The organism is Chromobacterium sp. LK11, assembly GCF_001043705.1.
In the GTDB taxonomy this organism is placed as follows: Bacteria; Pseudomonadota; Gammaproteobacteria; order Burkholderiales; family Chromobacteriaceae; genus Chromobacterium; species Chromobacterium alkanivorans.
Window position 1 is genome coordinate 14,815 of sequence record NZ_LDUR01000020.1, and the last position, 18,556, is coordinate 33,370.

At 68.2% G+C, this 18,556-nt stretch carries 17 protein-coding genes; 4 read left to right on the top strand and 13 right to left on the bottom strand.

Features of this window, described 5'->3' with window-relative positions; translation table 11 throughout:
* The first annotated feature begins 58 nt into the window (after nucleotides 1-58).
* Entirely contained in the window at nucleotides 59-811 is a 753-nt protein-coding gene (locus VK98_RS13615; RefSeq protein WP_082159009.1) for an ABC transporter substrate-binding protein, read from the top strand.
* A gap of 266 nt (nucleotides 812-1,077) precedes the next feature.
* Here the strand turns inward: VK98_RS13615 and VK98_RS13620 are convergent, their stop codons facing one another.
* Nucleotides 1,078-1,500 carry a MarR family winged helix-turn-helix transcriptional regulator gene (locus VK98_RS13620; RefSeq protein ID WP_048414559.1) on the bottom strand — a complete coding sequence of 141 codons (423 nt, stop codon included), beginning with the start codon at nucleotides 1,498-1,500 and terminating at the stop codon, nucleotides 1,078-1,080.
* A gap of 72 nt (nucleotides 1,501-1,572) precedes the next feature.
* Here VK98_RS13620 and VK98_RS13625 point away from each other — a divergent pair, with 72 nt between their 5' ends.
* Nucleotides 1,573-2,148, top strand: a complete 576-nt coding sequence (locus VK98_RS13625; RefSeq protein ID WP_048414560.1) for a YIP1 family protein — start codon at nucleotides 1,573-1,575, stop codon at nucleotides 2,146-2,148.
* A gap of 1 nt (nucleotide 2,149) precedes the next feature.
* On the opposite strand, the gene pgaD is transcribed toward VK98_RS13625, so the two are convergent.
* The 4 genes from pgaD to pgaA form a co-directional block, all read right to left on the bottom strand.
* Nucleotides 2,150-2,620, bottom strand: a complete 471-nt coding sequence (gene pgaD / locus VK98_RS22850) for a poly-beta-1,6-N-acetyl-D-glucosamine biosynthesis protein PgaD (RefSeq protein WP_082159011.1) — start codon at nucleotides 2,618-2,620, stop codon at nucleotides 2,150-2,152.
* On the bottom strand, nucleotides 2,617-3,864 hold the full coding sequence (gene pgaC / locus VK98_RS13635; protein ID WP_231589282.1) for a poly-beta-1,6-N-acetyl-D-glucosamine synthase: 1,248 nt from the start codon (nucleotides 3,862-3,864) through the stop codon (nucleotides 2,617-2,619). Before pgaC ends, pgaD begins: the two co-directional genes overlap by 4 nt.
* Nucleotides 3,865-3,991: 127 nt before the next feature.
* Nucleotides 3,992-5,950: a poly-beta-1,6-N-acetyl-D-glucosamine N-deacetylase PgaB gene (pgaB, locus tag VK98_RS13640; protein WP_156187870.1), complete on the bottom strand. Its 1,959-nt coding sequence runs from the start codon at nucleotides 5,948-5,950 to the stop codon at nucleotides 3,992-3,994.
* Nucleotides 5,950-8,382, bottom strand: a complete 2,433-nt coding sequence (gene pgaA / locus VK98_RS13645; RefSeq protein WP_048414561.1) for a poly-beta-1,6 N-acetyl-D-glucosamine export porin PgaA — start codon at nucleotides 8,380-8,382, stop codon at nucleotides 5,950-5,952. Before pgaA ends, pgaB begins: the two co-directional genes overlap by 1 nt.
* Nucleotides 8,383-8,681: 299 nt before the next feature.
* Here pgaA and VK98_RS13650 point away from each other — a divergent pair, with 299 nt between their 5' ends.
* Nucleotides 8,682-9,161: a VOC family protein gene (locus VK98_RS13650; RefSeq protein WP_048414562.1), complete on the top strand. Its 480-nt coding sequence runs from the start codon at nucleotides 8,682-8,684 to the stop codon at nucleotides 9,159-9,161.
* 10 nt (nucleotides 9,162-9,171) lie between these two features.
* On the opposite strand, the gene VK98_RS13655 is transcribed toward VK98_RS13650, so the two are convergent.
* From VK98_RS13655 to VK98_RS13670, 4 genes are all read right to left on the bottom strand, one after another.
* The gene (locus VK98_RS13655; protein ID WP_048414563.1) at nucleotides 9,172-9,738 is read right to left on the bottom strand and encodes a MarR family winged helix-turn-helix transcriptional regulator; all 567 of its coding nucleotides are present in this window, start codon (nucleotides 9,736-9,738) and stop codon (nucleotides 9,172-9,174) included.
* A 155-nt stretch (nucleotides 9,739-9,893) separates the two neighbouring features.
* Nucleotides 9,894-10,742, bottom strand: coding sequence for a 5'-nucleotidase, lipoprotein e(P4) family (locus VK98_RS13660; protein ID WP_082159012.1), 849 nt, complete (start codon nucleotides 10,740-10,742; stop codon nucleotides 9,894-9,896).
* Nucleotides 10,743-10,964: 222 nt separating this feature from the next.
* On the bottom strand, nucleotides 10,965-13,220 hold the full coding sequence (locus VK98_RS13665) for a TonB-dependent receptor domain-containing protein (protein ID WP_197083045.1): 2,256 nt from the start codon (nucleotides 13,218-13,220) through the stop codon (nucleotides 10,965-10,967).
* Nucleotides 13,221-13,385: 165 nt separating this feature from the next.
* The gene (locus VK98_RS13670; protein ID WP_048414564.1) at nucleotides 13,386-15,515 is read right to left on the bottom strand and encodes an oligopeptidase B; all 2,130 of its coding nucleotides are present in this window, start codon (nucleotides 15,513-15,515) and stop codon (nucleotides 13,386-13,388) included.
* A 17-nt stretch (nucleotides 15,516-15,532) separates the two neighbouring features.
* On the opposite strand from VK98_RS13670, the gene VK98_RS24360 reads away from it, so the two are divergent.
* Nucleotides 15,533-15,655 carry a hypothetical protein gene (locus VK98_RS24360; protein WP_255360656.1) on the top strand — a complete coding sequence of 41 codons (123 nt, stop codon included), beginning with the start codon at nucleotides 15,533-15,535 and terminating at the stop codon, nucleotides 15,653-15,655.
* Here the strand turns inward: VK98_RS24360 and VK98_RS13675 are convergent.
* From VK98_RS13675 to VK98_RS13690, 4 genes are all read right to left on the bottom strand, one after another.
* Complete coding sequence (locus VK98_RS13675; protein WP_053077389.1) at nucleotides 15,652-16,416, bottom strand: energy transducer TonB; 765 nt, start codon at nucleotides 16,414-16,416, stop codon at nucleotides 15,652-15,654. The genes VK98_RS24360 and VK98_RS13675 overlap by 4 nt on opposite strands.
* Nucleotide 16,417: 1 nt before the next feature.
* Nucleotides 16,418-16,837 (bottom strand): TonB system transport protein ExbD, encoded by a 420-nt coding sequence (gene exbD, locus VK98_RS13680; RefSeq protein WP_048414565.1) that lies wholly within the window; start codon nucleotides 16,835-16,837, stop codon nucleotides 16,418-16,420.
* Nucleotides 16,838-17,596 carry a tonB-system energizer ExbB gene (exbB, locus tag VK98_RS13685; RefSeq protein WP_082159020.1) on the bottom strand — a complete coding sequence of 253 codons (759 nt, stop codon included), beginning with the start codon at nucleotides 17,594-17,596 and terminating at the stop codon, nucleotides 16,838-16,840.
* Between the two features lie 96 nt (nucleotides 17,597-17,692).
* Nucleotides 17,693-18,535 (bottom strand): ChaN family lipoprotein, encoded by an 843-nt coding sequence (locus VK98_RS13690; RefSeq protein WP_048414566.1) that lies wholly within the window; start codon nucleotides 18,533-18,535, stop codon nucleotides 17,693-17,695.
* Between the last annotated feature and the right edge of the window lie 21 nt (nucleotides 18,536-18,556).

Below are 18,556 nucleotides of genomic sequence, written 5' to 3' on the forward strand. Positions count from 1 at the left end.
CCCGCCCTTTTGTCTGGCAAACTGCCATGCTGTGAGCCATCACGCATAACGGACAAAAATGGTCATTCCGGGGACAATCATCCGCCCGCTGCTGGCGGCGCTGGGCGCGTGCTGGACGCTGACGGCGGCGGCGGCCGACATCAAGGCCTATACCGAGGATTTGCCGCCGCTCAGCTATGTGGAAAACGACAAGGTCAAGGGCTATGCCGCCGAGGCCTTGCGCCTGGTCGCGGCGGAAGCCGGGCTCAGTCTAAAGATCGAGGTGCGGCCCTGGCTGCGCGCTTACGCCACGGTGCGGAAAACGCCGGACGCGCTGTTGTTCGCCATGGTGCGCACGCCGGAGCGGGAAGCGCAGTTCCAGTGGGTGGGACCGATAGGACCGCGCCGCGTCTTTCTGTACCGGCTGTCCGCCCGCCGCGACATCCGCCTGAGCGGCGCGGCCGACGCGCGGCGCTATCGGGTGGGCGCGCTGGCCGGCTCCGCCGCCTTCAACCGGCTGGCGGAGCTGGACCCGCGTCGCGACGGGCTGGACGCCGGCCAGGACGACGCGGCCAATCTGAACAAGCTGCTGCTGGACCGCGTCGATCTGGTGGCGATGCTGGATTGGGCGATGCGCTGGCATCTGGGCAAGCTGAAGCTGCCGCCGCGCACGGCGGCGCCGGCTTATTTGCTGGACGGCGGCGGCCAGTACTGGTTCGCCCTCAATCCGGCCACGCCGCCGCAGCGCGTCCAGCGTTTGCAGCAGGCCTTGGACCGCGTCGCCGCGGACGGACGGCTGCGGCGGCTGCGCCGGCGCTATCTGGGCGATTAAGAACCTGTTTACGATCTGCTACGCGTCGGCGATACGGCGTTGAAAGCGGCTTCAAAATGCTCATGTACCGTGTGTACACTCCGCTTTTTCAGCCGTTTTCGCCTTGTCTCGCCATTGCTCGCGAGATCGTAAACCGGTTCTAAGCGCCGCGAACAAAACCTCGCAGAGAACCTGGGCCAAGGCGCGCCGACGCAGGACAGTACTCGTAGTACGACAAGGAGGCGCAATGCAGGATCAGGGGTTTTGTTAGCGGGTCTAAGCCGGATCTAAGTCGGGTCGAAGCCCGGCGGCGCCAGCTTGTCGCGCAGCAGCCGGATTTCGTCGCGGTGCAAGGCGGCCAGCGCCTGCGCCTGATTGCGCCCGGCCTCGGTCAGATGGATTTCCACCTGCCGCCGGTCCTCGCGGCCGGGCCGGCGCTGCACCAGGCCCAGCTCCTCGCAGCGGCTGGCCAGCGCCACCACTCCGTGGTGGTGGGACTGCAGCCGCTCGGCCAGCTCGCCCACCGTCGCCCAGTCGCGGCCCGGATAACCTTGCACGTGCAAGAGCAGCTGGTATTGCAGCGGGGTCAGGCCGTGGCCGCGGCAGGCGTCTTCGCTGAAGCGCAGGAACACGCGCAATTGATGGCGGAATTCGGACAGGCGCTCAAAATCCGCCTTGCTCAGGATGGGGGGGTCTGGAAAGGGATTCATGCTTGAATTTATATCACATCATGATACATATTGAGAGTATGCCGTCGCCCGTCCCGCCCAAGGAGTGTTGCCATGAAACTGAGCCATTATCCGAAGATGCTGTTTTCCAGCCACGGCGGCTGGGACGAACTGCGCGCGCAAGCGCCGTCGCCGCGCCGCCTGATGCTGAAGCTGGTGCTGCCGTTCTCGCTGCTGCCGGCGCTGATGATCTGCTACGCCGGCCTGGCCCACGGCCAGCTTTACGCGCCCGCCGCCGGCCTTGAACGCTGGCTGGCCGCCGCCGCGCTGTTCTTCGTCGCCGAACTGGCCACCGTGCCGCTGATGGCCTGGACGCTGCAGGCGCTGGCCGCCGGCCGCAAGCTGACCGCGGGCTTCGATCAGTGCTTCCTGCTGGCCGCCGGCGCGGCGGTGCCGCTGTGGCTGTCCAGCCTGGCCTTGCTGGCGCCGGACCCGGCCTTCAATCTGCTGGGCGCGCTGCTGGGCCTGGCCGCGTCCTTCGCCCTGCTCTACCACGGGCTGCCGGCCATCCTGGGATTGGAGGAAGAGGTTGAGTCGCAGCACTTCGCCTATAGCGCGCTGTGCGCCGGCGCGGCCGCCTGGGCGCTGTTGCTGGCTCTGGCGCTGCTGCCCTTGTTCGGCGGCTGGTGACTCAGCCGGGCGGCAGCCGCGTCACGGTTTCGATGCGGGCGATGCCGCCCTCGCCGCAGTGGTGCACCACCGCCACCTTGGCGGCCTGGCCGTCGCGCAGCTCGTCCGGCGACACGCCCAGGTCTTCCGCCAGTTTCTCCAACGTGACGTTGGGGATGGGGCTGCGCTTCTGCTTGCCGGCGAAGCGCCAGTAATTGATCCGCGACCACAGCAGCAGGCATAGCCCGATCAGCGCGATCTCCAAGCCGTAGTCGCGCAGCCTGCCCAGGTGTTCCGGCGCGTCCTCGGCGCGGAGCGCCGCCGGCAGCACGTCCCGGCCCCAGATCAGGTAGCCGACGTAAGCCAGGGCCGGCAGCCACAGATAGAACCACGCCAGCCAGCACGCCAGGGTCATCAGCCAGGACAGCAGCCGCTGCAAGGCGCTCATATTGTGCGAGGCCTGGATGATCAGGCCGTCTCCCAACCGGCTCATGCCCTCACCCCCCGGTCCGGGCTGACCCAGCGCGCGCGCTTGCCCTTTTTGCGGAACACCGCCTGCGGGAAAGCCACGATGGTGGTGCAGACGTTCAGCAGCCAGTAAACCAGCGGATACCAGACCATCCAGTAGTAGTTCTTGCCCAGCTTGGCGTCGTACTGGCTGTCCATCATCTTGCTGATCATGAACTGCAGCATGCAGGTGCCGCCCAGCACCATGCCGTGCCAGCGCGGGATCAGCGGCGTGCCCACCTGGGGCAGCCAGTCTCCCAACACCAGGCTCAGCAACCAATACACGATGATGCCGGCCATGGTGTAGGACCAGACCACGCTGAGGAAGTATTCGGAGTACACCGGCCACATGTGGCGGTGCCGCCAGGTGCGCAGCACCCAGGCGTTGCGCATCAGCGCCTGGGTGCCGCCCTTGGCCCAGCGCAGCCGCTGCTTCCACAGGCCGCGCAGGGTTTCCGGCATCAAGATCCACACCAGCGCGCGCGGTTCGAAACGCACGTTCCAGTGCTTGAGCTGGAGTTTCCAGCTGATGTCGATGTCCTCGGTCAGCATGTCCTCGCTCCAGTAGCCCGCCTGGTAAACCGCGGTCTTGCGGAAGGCGGTGATCACGCCGGACACGGTGAACAATCTGCCATAAGTGCGCTGCGCGCGCTTGATCAGGCCGATGATGGCGGTGAATTCGCCCACCTGCAGCCGCCCCAGCAAGGTGGTGCGGTTGCGGATGCGCGGGTTGCCGGTGACCGCGCCCACGCGCGGCGAGGTCAGGAAATGGCGCATCAGCCATTTGCCCGCGTACGGGTCCAGCAGCGCGTCGCCGTCTATGCACAGCAGGTATTCGTGGCGCGCCAGCGCCAGCGCGGTGTTGAGCCCCACCGCCTTGCCCTGGTTGGTGGCCTGGTGCACCACGCGCAGCCGCGGATGCGCGGCGGCCAGTTCGTCCAGGATGGCGCCGGTGGCGTCCCGGCTGCCGTCGTTGACCGCGATCACTTCGAAATCCGGGTAGTCCAGCGCCAGCGCGTAGGCCAGGGTTTCGCGCACATTGTCTTCTTCGTTGTAGCAGGGCACCACCACGCTCAGCGGCGGATAGTCCAGCGTCGGCGGCTGGTTCAGCGGCGGGTCTTTTCTTTCGTAGTGGAGGTAGTAATGCACCGCCCCCACCATCCACAAATACGCCATGAACAACGGATAAAAAAAGGCATATGCCAGCAGCAGTATCAATGCCAGGTTCACAACACGTCTCCTCGCCCCTTGATGCGATGGATCATCAATCGTCTATCGGTCCCGCCGCCTCGCCGACGGACCTCGCCTCCGGCCGCGGCGCGCCCTGTCGCGGGCGCTTGACCGCCGCCGCCGGCCTTCATTCTTCCGGATGCGCGGTCAGCGAAAACACCCGCTTGAACGCCTTCAGCCTGGGCTGGTCGTGGAACAGGTCGTCCGGGTAGTAGGCGATATGCCGCGCGCCCAGGGTGTTGAGCTCGCGCACCGTGGCCGCCAGTTCCGCGGTGGGAATCGGCTTGCGGCTGCGCCAATCGACCGCCTGCAGTTCGAACACGGTTTTTTCCAGCGCGCCCGGCTTGGCCGCCACCTTGTCGAACAGCCGCCGCATCCAGGCCTTGGGGTCGGCCGCGTTTTCCATATACGGCATCGCCATCACCGCCACCCGGTCGTAGTGGTTCAGCGCGCTGTCGAAGGACTGGGCGAACCAGGTTTCCGAATCCGGGTTGAGCACCACCTCGGCGTAGAGGTTGCGCGCGGTGCGCAAGTCCGGCTGGTATTGGCGCACCACGGCCGCCAGCTCCATGCTGAAGTCGTCCAGCAAGGCGGTTTTGTCGCGCGTCCAGCGCGCCATCTGCGCCGGATCGGCGCGCACTTCGGCCACGTTGGCGGCCAGGCCCTGCCCTTGCCGCGCCAGCCGCGCCGCCGGGCCGGCGTCTTCGAAGTCGGACAGGGTGGCGTCGTCGTGGAACAACAGGCCGCTGAAGCGCGAGCCGCGCGCCAGGTCTTCGTAAATCTCGCGGATCAGCTGGCGCACCGGCGGCGAATACGGAGTCAGCCGCGCATAGCCCTGGACCTTGGCCTGGGCGCCGCCGCCCTGCTCCGCCAGCACCCGTTCGCCGGCCAGCGGATGGCCGGCCGGCAGCGCGAAGCCCAACAGCGGCATCCAGGCGTAGACCCTGACGTTGGCCCGGGTCTGCAATTGCCAGGCGGCGCGGTTGAACAGGTCGGCCCGCATCGGCAGGTGGCGGTTGGGGAAATACAGCGCCTGCGCCACGCCGTCGCCGTCGGGATCGGCGAAGGCCTGCAGATAAACGGTGCTCGCGCCCATGGCCTTGACCCGGTCCAGCAAGCGGCCCAGGTTTTCGTCCTGGCGCTTGGGGTCCGGATCGTAGATGTAGTCCAGGTCAACGTGCATGATGCGGCTGGGTTCCGGCCGTACGCCGTCCGGCCAGCCGTTCAGCTGCTTGAATTGATAGGCCAGATCGGCCAGGTCCATATTGGCGTCCAGCAGCACCCGGCGCAGCGAGGCCAGCGGGGTGTCGCGGCCGTTGATGCCCGCGCCCAGCCCCATGGTCACCGGCATGCCCTCCTGCGCCGCCACCCGCGCCGCTTGCGGCGAGTAGCTGCCGTAGGGCCATACCATCGCCCTGGGCGCCACGCCCAGCCGCGCCTTGAGCAGCGCGCTGTTGCGGCGCAAATCGTCGCGGATGCGCGCCAGGTAGGCCGGCTCGCTTTCATAGCCGCCGGCGCGGTAGGCGCGGGCGGTCAGCGCCGGCTCCAGATTGCCCTGGGGGTTGGCCAGCACGCCCTGATGGGAGGCGTAGCTGTGGCTGGCCACTTCCACCAGGCCGCTGGCCCGCATTTCGCGGATCTGCTCCCAGCTCAGGAATTTGCTCCGCCCGGCCACGCCGTCGCCGTAGCTGACCCGGCTGCCCTCGGGCGCTTCCAGCCAGCTGCCCACCACCGCGATCAGCGCCGGCGCCTGGAACAGCTTCAGCACCGGATAGACATTGGTGTACACGCTGCGGTAGCCGTCGTCGAAAGTCAGCAGCACCGCCTTGTCCGGCAAGGGCTTGCCGCCGGCGCGGTCGTCCAGCACCTGCTGCAGGCTGACGAAGCGGTAACCCTGGCCCCGCATCCATTCCATCTGCTTCACCAGCGCGCGGGCGTCCACCGCGAACGGGTCCGAGGCGCCGCTGTCGGTCTTGTCCACCTCGTGATAGCACAGGATCACCAAGCGCCCGGCCGCCGCTTGCGCCCAGCCGCTCCACAACAGGCAGGCCGTCATCAGGGCCGCCAGCCATTGTTTCATTTTCATCAGAAGCGCCAATCCAGATTGAGATAAACCTTGTTGCCGGTTTCCGCCTTGCCGTCATAGGGATGGCGCACCCGGGTGAAGCCGTAGCGCAGGCTGCCGCGGCTGCCCCAACGCCACTCCTGTTCCAGCAGCAGGCCCCACACGCCGCCGGCGCCGAAGTCGCGTTGGGTGTAGCTGCCCAGCGTCAGCCCCAGGCGCTGGTGCCAGGTGGTTTCGTACTCGCCCCACAGCTTCCACTCCTGCATCGCCGTCACCGAGGCTTCGCCGTCGGCGCGCGGGTTGAAGTAGCGGGCGGACGGCACCGCGTCGTTGGCGCTGGCCGCCAGCGTCAGGATGGTGTTGAGCTTGTAGCGCGGGCCGCTGACCCAGCGCTGGTCCCAGTTGGCGGACACCGCGCGGCGCAGATTGCCGTCGGACAGGGACAGCGCCTCGGCTTGCAAGGCGTAGCTGCGGTAATCGTCGGCGCGGTACTGCAGGCTCAGCTGCGCGCGGTTGCCGCGCACATCGTCCAGCCGGCCTTTCAACGGCGCTTCGGCGCTGTTCAGTTCGAAGCGCGCGCCCAGCGTCCAATAGTCGTCCGGCGTCCAGTCGTAGCCGGCGAAAGCGCCGCCGCGCCGTCCGCCGTCTATCTGGCCGGTCAGGCCGAATTCGCCGCGCCCCTGCTCGCCGCGCCATTCCGCGCCCATGCCCAGCGCCTCGTAACGGGCCGAGGCCGTCTCGTTCACATAGCTGGCGCGTTGCAATTGGTGCAGGCCGAACAAGCGCCAGTGGCCGAACGGCGAGGAATACAGCCGCGCCGAGCTCTCCCAGGCGTTCTGTTCGCCCGCGCCCTGGCCGCCGCTCAGGTCCTTCTTCCCCTCCAGCACCAGCTCCGGCCGCCGTTCCAGCCGGGCGCGTTCCCGCAACTGGCGCACGCCGGCGTTGTCCACGTCCAGTTCGTTCAGCCGCCGCAGTTGGCGGTCCGCCTCGTCCAGCTCCTGCAGGTCCAGCGCGGCGCCGGCCAGGCCGGCGGCCGCCGCTTCCGGCTGGTCCGGCTCGTCCACGCCCAGCCGGGTGAACACGCCGCGCGCCAGCCGCGGCCAGCCGCGCATCAGCGCCAGGCTGCCCTGGTTCTGGCGCAATTCGGGATTGAACGACGCCTCGTCCAGCAGAGCCTCCATCTTCTCCCAGCCGCCGCGGCTGTCCTCCTGATAAGCGGTGACCATCGCGTCCAGCAAGGCCACGCGCTGAAATGCCGGATTGAACACGCGTCGGCCGCTGGCGCGGTCGGTCTTCTGCCGGGGCGTGGCGGCTTGCAAGGCGGCCAGTTCCCGGCGGCAGGCCGCGTGCTGGCCGGACTCCAGCAGGGCGTAGACCAGGCCGATGCGCCAATCCAAGGCCTCGTCCGCCTGCGGCGCGTCGCGCAGCGCCGAGCGGTACAGCGCCTCGGCGCGTAGCGGCTGGCGCTGATTGAGATAGGCGTCGGCCAAGGCCGCGCGGGCGTACGGCGACCACGCCTGGCCGGTGCGCTGCCGGTCCAGGGCGATGGCCTGCGCGGACAGGCCGCGTTGTTGCAGCATTTGCACGCGGTCGTCCGCCGCCAGCGCGGCGAACGGCGGCCGCGCGGCTTCCGGCCGCGCCGCGATGTCCTGGTTGAGCTTCAGCGCCGCGTCGGTTTGCGCGTGCCGGCCCGGCCCGCTGTCCTGGCTTTCCTGAATGCGTCCCCAACGGCTCAAAGTCGCCGCGCGGTCGAAATCGATCTGCAAGACCAGCCGGGAATCCGCGGCGGACGCGCCGGCGGCCTGGCTGGCCTGCCACGGCGCGCCCAGGCGCAGCAGGCAGCCCAGATAGCTGCGCTCCAGTTCCGGGTCACCGGGAAAGCGCGTCCGCGCGCGGATCAGATAATCCAGCGCCTGGGTCAGGTCTCCGCTTTGCAGCAGCACATAGGCGCGCGCGCGGGTCAGCTCCAGTTCGTCGGCCGGCGCGCCGGGCGGCGCGGCGTCCAAGACGGCCAGCGCGGCGGCGGCCTGTCCGGCTTCGGCCTGGGCCATGGCCAGGCCGGCGCGATAGCCGGCCGCGGGCTGGCGCGCCAGCAACACGCGATAGATGCGCGCCGCCTCCGCCGCGTCGCGTTGGTCGCGCGCCGCGCGCGCCAGCCGCGCCAGCGTGTCCGCCGACATGTCGGCCTCGTGCCCGGGCAGCAGCCGCAGCGCTTCCGCGCCGCGCCCGCTCCAGTACAGCAGGGTCAGATAATCGTCCAACAAGGGCGCCGGCAGCGGACCGCGCGCGCGCTCCCGCTCCAGCAGCGCCAGCGCCGGCGCGGTCTGCCCCGCCCTGGCCTGGACGATGGCCGCCGCGTACTCCGGCTGTTTCCAGACCGGCGTCTCCGCGCCCGCCGCGCCGCCGGCCAACAAGAAACCAGCCGCCAGGCTGGTGAATAGATTTCGCGTCATGCTTGACCCGTCGTGGTCCCTATCAACATCAAGTTACAAGTCATTAAACGAATACTAGATTTCACTTAATTAGATAGCAAGCTTTTTTTCTATTTAAATTTCTTGTTTAAAACAATTCACATGGAAACCTACCCTTATTGCATGAAGCCAATATAGCCGCTGACGCGCGGCTTGTTGGCTTGGCTGACGCTTGCGTTTATCCCAAATAAAAATACGCTTGACGTATAGTACGTATAACGTACTATATAGCGACAGGCGGCCGCCTCTATCGTCACCCCCAACTTTAAGGAAGCAAATTAATGGCTATCGAAGTATTGGAATTGCACCATCATGGCCTGCGCATGCCGCTGAATCTGGTTGAGGCCATGGGCGCGTTTTACCGCGACGTGCTGGGCCTGAACGCCGACGCCGGCCGCTGGCACATCCCCGGAGTGCCCGGATTTTTCCTGGACCTGGGCAACGACTGCCAGATTCACCTGCTGGGCAACGACGGCGTGTCGCCGTACGCGCAGGGCGCGGATCAGGACCCGGTGGACAATCACGTGGCGCTGGCGGTGCGGGACATCGCCCAGGCGGAGGCGGAATTGCTGCGGCAAGGCATCGCCCACTGGCGGCAGGCCAACGTCGCCGCGCCGGAATTGACGCAGTTGTTCCTGCGCGACCCGGCCGGCCACCTGATAGAACTGCATCAGATCGGCCATTGCCGCTGCAAAGCCAGCGATCGCGCCCGCGCCGACGCGCTGGCGGCGACCGGCGCCCAGCCCAGCGCGCCGCGCTGAGAAGGCGGCTTCAGTCCGCTTTCAGTCGACTCCACACCTTGGCGAGCAAGGCCCAAAGCGCCGCGCACTCGCTTTCGTCCAGCGCCTCGGTCAGGCGCTGGCAGGCGCGCCAGAAGCCCGGCAGCGCTTGCCACAGCAGTTCCCGGCCGGCCTCGGTCAGGCTCAGCCCCAGGCTGCGGCGGTCTTCGTCGCGCAGTTGTCGTTGCAGCAGGCCGCGCCGTTCCAGCCAGTCCAGCTGGCCGGTGACGGTGGAGCGGGTCACGCCCAGATAGTCGGCGATCGCCGACGGGGTCAACGGCCCGTTCCGCCACCAGCCCTGCTCTTGCAGCGAAAACAGCATCAACACGTTCAGCTTGCTCTCGGTCACGTCCAGCGCCTGCAAATCCGCGTTCACCGCGCCCAGCACGTCGTCGCTCAACCACAACAGCAGCAGGCCGAGCTTGGCGTGGGTCCGGCTCACCTCCTCGCCGGCGCTATGCGCCAGCAATTGCAAGTGAGGGGCGATGGCCGGCTCCAGCGCGCGCTCGGCGGCGGATGCATCGGACGGGGAAACGGTGGCGGTGGCGTCGGCAGACATGGCTTCAAGGCAAGATGAGGAGTCAAACCCGCGGCAGGCTTCGCCTACCGCGGAAACGAGGGCAGCGCGCGGCGCTCCCGCGGCTATCATAGTGGCGGGCCCGGCGCGAAGCAAACGCCCGCAGGGCCCAGGCTCGCTAGATCGTAAACACGTTCTCAAGGCGCCGGCTGCCAGGCGGACTTGCTGGCCGCCTTCTTGAAGGTCTCGCGATTGCGGTCCGTGGCCGGCGGTTCGGAGTCGCCGAAGATGGCGCGCATCCAGTGGCCGTCGGTGGGATTGGGCATCAGGATGAATTTGCGGCCGAACAAGTCGCGGTCTTCCTCCATCAGCCGCGCGCGCTCGTCCACGTCCTTGACGTAGTATTTGCGCTGAAAGTCATTGAGATTGTCTCCCAGCATCGCCACCACCTCGTACTGGGCGGCGATCTCCTTCTGCCGCGGCTCCTTGTTGGAGCTGTCGCGCAGAATGGTCACGTGCTTTTCGTCGACGAAGGGAAAGCCGGCGGCGCGCAGATTGCCCAGCGCGTACTCATAGGTCTTGTCGCCCTGATCTCGGCTGCTGACGTAGAACACTTCCACGCCCTGCGCTTTGGCGTAGTTGAAGAAGTCCAGCGAGCCGGGCGTCGCGGTCAGCTTGTTCTCCGGAATCCATTTGTCCCAGATCGCGTCGTCGAAGAAATCCCGGTTCTGCTGGATCAGATAGCCCCAGTAATTGACGGCGTTGAGCACGGTGTCGTCGATGTCGGTGATCACCGCCAGCGGCTTGTCGCCGGGCTTGCGCGCGGCCAAGGCCTGGTCCAGCCGCATCCGCGCCAGATTGAAGGCCTGATGGTAGAGCGCGCGGTATTCCGCCGCGGTCTGTTTCCAGGCCGCCGCGGCGATCAGCAGATTATTGCCGCCGTTGCCGGACGGGCCGTTGCGGTTTTCCGCCTCGGCGGCCTGCGCGCCGTGTCCTACGCTGAGCGCGCACAAAGCGGCGATGGCGGCGCGACTGAGCTTGTTCATGGAGATCTCCTTTGTCGTTTGGTCTTGTCCAGGTTCCGGTCATGCCGGAACCTGAACAATCTACCTTGAGACGACCTGGCTTTGAACCTGTTTATGATCTCGCGAGCCAGAGCGAGACAAGGCGTTGCGGCTGAGAAAGCGGAATGTACGAGTGGTACATGAGCATTTCGAAGCGGGTTTCAACGCCGTATCGCCGACGCGCAGCAGATCGTATACGGGTTCTTAAAAGCGCAGCTCGGCGGCCAGCATATAACTGCGGCCGCGCGCCGTGCTGTTGGGCGAAATGTCCGACGACTGCGACGGAAGCGAATTCAAGGTGTTCAGCGGCTCGGAATAGCTGCGGTTGGTCAGGTTGCGCACGCCGGCGCGGATCAGCCATTGCTTGTTGACGCGATAGCTGGCGTAAAGATCGATGATCACCGGATTGGCCTTCCGCTCCTCCTTGAGGTAGGCGCTGGTGTCAGGGTCCTGCAACTGGTCCGGCGACAGCCGGCGGTTGGCGCCGTCGCGCTTGAACAGCGCGCCCACTTCCAGCTTGCGGTCCAGCCAGCGGCTGCCCAGGTCCAGCGTGTAGTACTCGTCCGGCAGTTCACTGACATTGCCCACGGAGAACATGCCGCTGGCGAAGGAGGTCGGCTGGCTGGTGTGCTCGCGGCTATAGGACAGCCGCGCGTAGGCGAAACCGGCGTCGTAGTCCGCTTCCAGCTCGAAACCGCGGGTGCGCACCGGGGTCAGCGAATTGGTGTAGATGGTCATGCCGTCCATGTAGTCGTCGGAGGCGTTGGTCCAATACTCGTCATCTGTGCATTTACGCCCGCCCTTGCACACATTGAAGGACTGGCTGGAGATGTAATCGGCGATGCGGCTGCGGTAGAACAGCGCCTTGGTGCGCAGGGTGTCGCGCTCGCTCAGCAGGCCGTGGAACATCGACGTCACGCCCAATTGGTAGGTTTCGGCGCGCTCGCTTTTCAGGAAGGGATTCATCGACTGGCCCCCGGAATTGGCGAAGAAGGCCTCTTGCGGATTCGGCCCGCGCATGGTGCGCGCATAGCTGGCGAAGGGCTGGAACCAGGGCTTGATCTCGGCGGACAGCAAGAGCGAGGGATTCAGCGCGCTTTCTTCCAGCTTGATGTCGGCCGCGCCTTGCGGGAAGCATTCCACCCGCGGATCGCAAGCCGGCTTGTGGCCGCTGAGCGCGAAGCGGCTGTAGTTGAGGTCGGCCTGCAGTGTGTAAATGCCGCGGCGGAACTCCAGGCCGGTGAACAGGCTGCGGATTTCCTGGCGGCCGGCCGGCGCGAAGATATTGTTTTCTATCGCCTGCTGGTTGGCGTCCGGGTTGCCGTCGGTGTTTTGCACCATGCTGTTCACATTGCGGGTAAAGCGGTTGCGCATCCACTTGCCGCCTACGCTCAGCGTGGCGTCGCCGCCGGCCAGGCTGAAGCGGCTGCTGTTGCGCGCTTCCAGCGCGTCGCCGATGTTATCGGTGCTGCTGTTGTAGAAGCTGAACAGCGAGTTGCGCTGGTAGGCCTGGCGGCCGCGGCCGTGGCTGGCCAGCACGGAAAAGTCCAGCCATTCCGAATGCGGGGTGTAGTTGTACTTCAGGTAGAAGTCGTCGCTCTGGATGTCGCGGCGCACGAAGTTGTTGCGGTAGCGCCGCGCCGACAGTTCCGCCTCGTGGACATCGCCTACGCGCAGATTGGCCTTGAACATCTGCGACTGCGGGTTCTGGGTGAAGTGCTCATCGTAGCCGAAACCGAAAGCCTCGCTGTCCACGCCCTGAGCGTTGCGGTAGTTGCCGCCTATCGAACTGCTGCTGATCGCGCCCAGCAGGCCCAAGCGCACGCCGGGCGCAAACTCCGTCCGCGCGGCGCCGGCAACCATGCCGCTGCGGCCCAGGCCGTTGCTGCCCACGCTGTATTTGAGGCGCGCGCCCTGTTGTTGGCCGTCCAAGATCACGTCGTCCACGCCCAGGGTGCGGAAGTTTGCGCTGCCCGCCAGCGCGTTGACGCCGCTGGCGCCGCCGCCGGTGCCGCGGTTGACGTCCACGCCGACAATGAAATTGGGATCGATCAGCGCGCCGAAGGAGCTTGACGGCGCTGCGCCGTGGCTCAAGGAGGACGGCGCCGAGCCGTAATAGTTCTGGCTGACGCCGTCTACCATGGTGTTGACCCGGCCCAGGCCGCTCAGGCCGCGGATATTGACGCTGACCGCGCCCTGACCGGGATCGATCTGGGTATAGGTGCCGGGAATCCCGCGCAGGATGCTGTCCAGCGATTGCAGTTTGGTGTCCGCGCCGCGGCTGCTGACCGCGCCGGGTTTCTCCAGCGCGCGCTGCTCGTCGCTCAGCGCGTCTCCGGACACCACCAAGGGTTTGAACTCAACATTCCCCTGCCCGGCAACGCTTTCCGCCGCGCCGGCCGGGGCGGCTGCCACCGCCAGGGCGGCGCTGACCAGCCGGACCATCATTTTCTTTTTCACAAGCAAACTCTCCACAGTGGGCGCCGTCCGCCGCGTCAGGCGCGAAAACGGACGGCATGGAACAGGAGAGCCGCGAGTGGGACGGCCGGGCTTGGGGCGGAATGGGCATCGGGAAAAACTCCAGGCCGCCGCCGGCGCGGCCGGCGACGGACGTCAAGATCAGGTTCACAGCGGCGCTTGGGGCTGGACCGGCGGTTCGGCGTCCACCGTCAGCAGGAAGGCGTAATCGCGCGCCGCCGCCTCCAGCCGGTTCAGGCGGCCGGACTGGCCGCGATGGCCGGCCGTCATGTCGGTGAACAGCAGCAGACGCTGGCCCGGCCATTGCCGCTCGCGCAGCTTGGCCACCCATTTGGCCGGCTCCCAGTACGGCACCTGGCCGTCGTGCAGGCCGGCGCTGACCAGCAGATGCGGATAGCGCCGCGCGCCGACATTGTCGTAGGGGCTGTAAGCCTTGATCCAGCGGTAGGCGTCGGCCTGCTCCGGATTGCCCCACTCGCCGTATTCGCTGGTGGTCAGCGGCAGGCTCGGGTCCTGCATGGTGGAGAGCACGTCGACGAAGGGCACTTGCGCCACCACCGCGCGGAACAGTTCCGGCGCCTGGTTCATCGCCGCGGCCACCAGCAGGCCGCCGGCGCTGCCGCCCATCGCGTACAAGCGGCCGGGCGCGGCGTAGCCTAGGCGCAGCAGGCCGCGGCCGGCGTCGACGAAATCGTTGAAGCTGTTGGTCTTGAGCGCCAGCTTGCCCTGGCGGTGCCAGTCTTCGCCCAGTTCGCCGCCGCCGCGCACATGGACGATGGCGAACACGAAGCCGCGGTCCAGCAGGCTGAGCTGCTGGCTGCCGAAGGCGGCGTCCATGCTGGTGCCGTAAGCGCCGTAGCCGTAGGCCAGCAAGGGGCTGGCGCCCTTGCGGAACAAGGATTTGCGGTAGACCAGCGACACCGGCGCGCGCGCGCCGTCGCGCATCGTCAGCCAGACCCGCTCGCTGCGATAGTCCCCCGCCCGATAGCCGGCGACGGCCTTGCGCTGCAGCAGGCGGCTGCCGCCGCCGGCCATGTCCCATTCATAGGTGGACGTAGGCATGCTCATCGAGGAATAGCCGTAGCGCAGGCGGCCGCTGTCCGGGTCCGGGTTATAGGCCAGCCAGGCGCGGTAGCTCGGGTCCGGGAAGCTCAGGCTGCGCTCGCCGCCGCCCTGCCAGGCGATGCGACGGATGCGGGTCAGCCCGTCGGCGCGCTCCTTGACCACCAGATAGCGGCGAAACAGCTGGAAGCTGTCCAGTTCGCGCTTGGGGTCCGGCGCCAGCACCGTCTCCCAGTCCGCGCCCGGCGCCGCCGCGCGGTACAGGCCGAAGCGGCCGCCCGCGTGGTTGGAGCGCAGATAGAAACGGTCGCGGTAGTGATCCAGATAGTATTCGCGGCCGGGCTGGCGCGCGGCGAAGCGCCGCGGCGGCGCGTCCGGCGCGCGCGCGTCCAGCAGCCAGGTTTCCGAGCTGTCCGCGCTGCTGGCGATCAATTGCAGATAGCGGCGCGAGGCGGTGTTGGACAGGTTCAGCGAGAAGGCCTCGTCGTCCTCTTGATACAGCAGCGCGTCCCGGCTCTGCGGCTGGCCAGGCTGGTGGCGGTACAGCTGGTAGGGACGCAGGGTTTGCGGGTGCAGCTTGACGTAGAACAGGCTGCCGCCGTCGGCGCTCCATTGCAGGCTGCCGGACGCCTGCTCCAGGGTTTCCGGCAGCCAGCGGCCGCTGGACAGATCGCGCAGCGACAGCCTAGCCGCGCCGCGCGCGCCCAGGTCTTCCGCCGCCGCCAGCATAGGCCGACCGGCGGCCACGCTCCAGGCGCCCAAGCGGTAGTAGCGCTGGCCGGCGGCGCGCTCGGCTCCGTCCAGCAGCAGCTGCCAGCGGCCGCCGGCGGCGGGCTGGCGCTCCAGCCGCGGCTGCTGGCCGCCCGGCGCATAGCTTTCGCGATAGCGCCAGCCGCCGTCGACGAAGGGCAGCGAGCTTTCGCGCTCGCCGACGCGCGCCCGCATCTCGGCCAGCAGCGTGCGGCGCAGCGGCTCGGCGGCCGCCAGCTGGGCCTCGGCGTAGCGGTTTTCCGCCTGCAGATGGGCCAGCACTTCGGGCCGGCTGCGGCTGTCGTCGCGCAGCCAGGCGTAGTCGTCGACGCGCACGTCGCCGTGCGCTTCCAGCTTTTGCGGCCGGCGCTCGGCTTGCGGCGGCGCGTCCGCGGACGCGGCCGGCGCGAACGCCAGCAAAACGCCGGCCAGCGCCGCCGCGGACAGATGGGGATGCAACTTCATGCGAACCTCGATTCAGAATGCGCGCGGCCAAAGCCGGCGCGGAAAACCAGACGGGTAGGCGCTACGGCGCCGACGAAACGGAATGCGCGCGCCTCTCACCGCCGTTCCGCAAGCGCGGCGGCGCGGTGAAGGACGGCTAAATCTCGCTCAGCTCGAAACGCATCGGCAGGCTGACGCTGACGCGGCCGCCCTTGAGCAGATCCGCCGGCGGCGCCGGCAAAGGCTGGGCGCGCTGCAGCATGGCGGCGGCCTCGCGGTCCAGCGAGGCGGTGCCGGAGCCGGCCAATTGCTGGCTGGACAAGACCCGGCCGTCGGTGTCGACGACGAAGCTCATCTTCACCACCCCGTCGCGGCGGCGGCGGCTGGCGTCTTCCGGATAGCGGCGGAAACGCGCCAGATGGCTTTGCACCCGTCCCTCCCAGCTCTGCTTCAGCGCGCGCGCGGCGCCCTCGCTATTGAACGGCGCGGCGGCGACCTCCCCGGCGTCGGCCCGCGGTGCGGCGCTGCTGGCGGCCGGCGCGGATTGCGAGGCCTGCTCGCTGTCCCGCGCCTCCGCCTTGTCCGCGGGCTGTTCCCGGCTTTGCCGCGCCGCCAACAGCCGCGGCGCTTCCGCCTCGGCCAGTTTGGGCAGCCGCTCCGGACGGCGCTCGGCCTTGGGCCGGCTGGCGGCGGCGGCCAGGCTTTGCTGCGCGCCGGTGGGCAGCGGACGGCTGGACGGCTCGGCGCTGACCTCCGCGGCCCACACCCGCATCACGGCGGCCGGCGCGGCCGGGGCCGGAACCGGCTCGGCCACGGACAGGTATAGGCGCAGCGCCAGCAGCGGCGCGCCCAGCGTCAGCAGACAGGCGTTGCCCCAGCTGGCCAGCGGCAGCGGCGGACGGTCCCATGCGGCGACGGCCATCTCAGCCGCCCTCACGGGCGACCAGGCCGACGCTCAGATAGCCGGCCTCGCGCAAAGCGTCCATCACCGCCATCACGTCTTCGTAGCGCGCCTGGCGGTCTGCCTGGAAAAACAGCGGGGTGTCGCGACGGCCGCCGCTGTCGCGGTCCAGCCGCGCGGCCAGCTCCGCCAGCGTCACCGGCTGCTTGCCCAGTTGCAGCGAGCGGTCCTGATTCATCGACAGGTAGAGCGGCTTGTCCGGCCGCGGCTGCTCGCGCGCGCTGGAGGCCGGCAGTTCGATCCGGGTGTCCACGGTGGACAGCGGCGCCACCACCATGAAGATGATCAGCAACACCAGCATCACGTCGATGAAGGGGGTGACGTTGATGTCGGACAGCTCCGCCAGGCCCTCGTCCTGGCTGCTGGGAAAACCGCCGGCCATTCAAGCGCTCTCCGCGCGGACGTCCAGCTCTCGGCTAAGCAGCAAGAGCGCCAGGCCGGCCGCCTGCTGGCTGCGGCCTTTGTGCCGGGCCAGCGCGCGGCTGAACAGGTTGTAGATCACCACGGCGGGGATGGCGGCCACCAGGCCGACGGCGGTGGCGAGCAAGGCCTCGGCGATGCCCGGGGCCACGGTGGCCAAGGAGCTGCTGCCGCTGCGGGCGATGCCGACGAAGCTGTTCATGATGCCCCACACCGTGCCGAACAGGCCGACGAAGGGCGCCACCGCGCCTATGGTGGCCAGCAGGCCGATGCCGGCGGCCAAGCGCCGCCCCTGCTCCGCCTGCCATTGCTCCAGCCGGAAGCCCGCCCGCGCCTGCACGCTGTCGCGCGGCGCGCCGGGCGAGGACAAGCGCAGCTCGGCGTCGGCTTCGGCCAGCAAGCCGCGGGCCGGCTCGTGCGCCGGCTGCGCGGCGCAGCCGGCGCGGGCCTCGCTCAGCGTGGCGGCCTCGCCCAGCAGGCTGAGCGCGCGGCCGGTGGCGCGGTCGGCGCGCCACAGCGCCGCGCCCTTGACCAGCAGCACCACCCAGCAGGCCAGCGCCGCCAGCAGCAGGCCCAGGATCACGGTCTTCACGACCGGGTCGGCGGCGCGGTACATGCCCAGCGCGCTCAGGTCGGCCGGCATGGCCGCGCCGGCTTCCGCCAGCGCCGCCAGCGGCCAGCACGCGCCTGCCAGCGCGCAGCCGGCAGCCGCTCGTTTCATGGTGTTCATCATCGGAAATTCCAGCGAAGGTTTATTTGTTTGAGTTGGAAATATTATACGTAATGAGAATCATTATCAAATTTTGACGCAACCCTCTCAGTGCCGGGCCGGCGCGACGAACCAGGCGTAATCGCCCTGGCGCGCGTCCAGCTTCATGCCCTCTTCCGCCAGGATCAGCACCTGCAGCGGCGCTTGCGGCTGCACATCGCGCACATGCAGCGGCACGCCGATGTCGGCGGCGGCGTGATAGGCGCCGGCGATCAGCATGGCCGGCGCCGGCGCGGCCAGCAGCCGTTCCGCCATGCGCCGGTCGCGCGCCTGCTGCACCGCCAGCATCGAGGCCAGGTGCTCGGCCTTGACCTGCCCGCCGTGCTCCTCGCGGATCAGATCGCTCAGCTTGGCGCGCACCTCTGGCCGCGTGGAGAACTTGCCCGGCAGCTGCACCTGGCTGCGGTACACCGCCTGCATCTCGTTCTTGTCCAGATTGGCCGCCAGCAAGGGGTAAGGCGCGCGCAGCAAATGCTCGGCCAGGCCGCCGTACAAGGGCCACGGCCAGCCCGGCTGCCAGTCCACCGCCTGCGCCAGCGCCTTGCCGGACAGCGGCTGGCCGGCGCGCAGCCCGGCCTGGGTCTGCTCCACCTTGGCCTGCTGCGACGGCGTCAGCATTTCCAGCAGTACGCTGCCCTGCGGCCGGCGCGCCGCCAACTCCGCCGCCAGCCAACGCTCGATGCGGTGGTGTTCGCGGTTGTCGTGCTTTTCCCCCACCAGCAAGCGCGGCGCCGGCGCCAGCCCTTGCAGCAATTGCGCCGGCTGCAGCGCTTCGCCGCTGCGCAGGTCCACGATGCGGCCGGGCGGATCGCCGGCCGGATCGGCCTCCTGCGACAGGGCGGCGCAGCCGCTCAGCAGGACGATGCCCAACAGCTTCCAGATTGATTTCATACGGCTTCCTCTCGCAGCGGC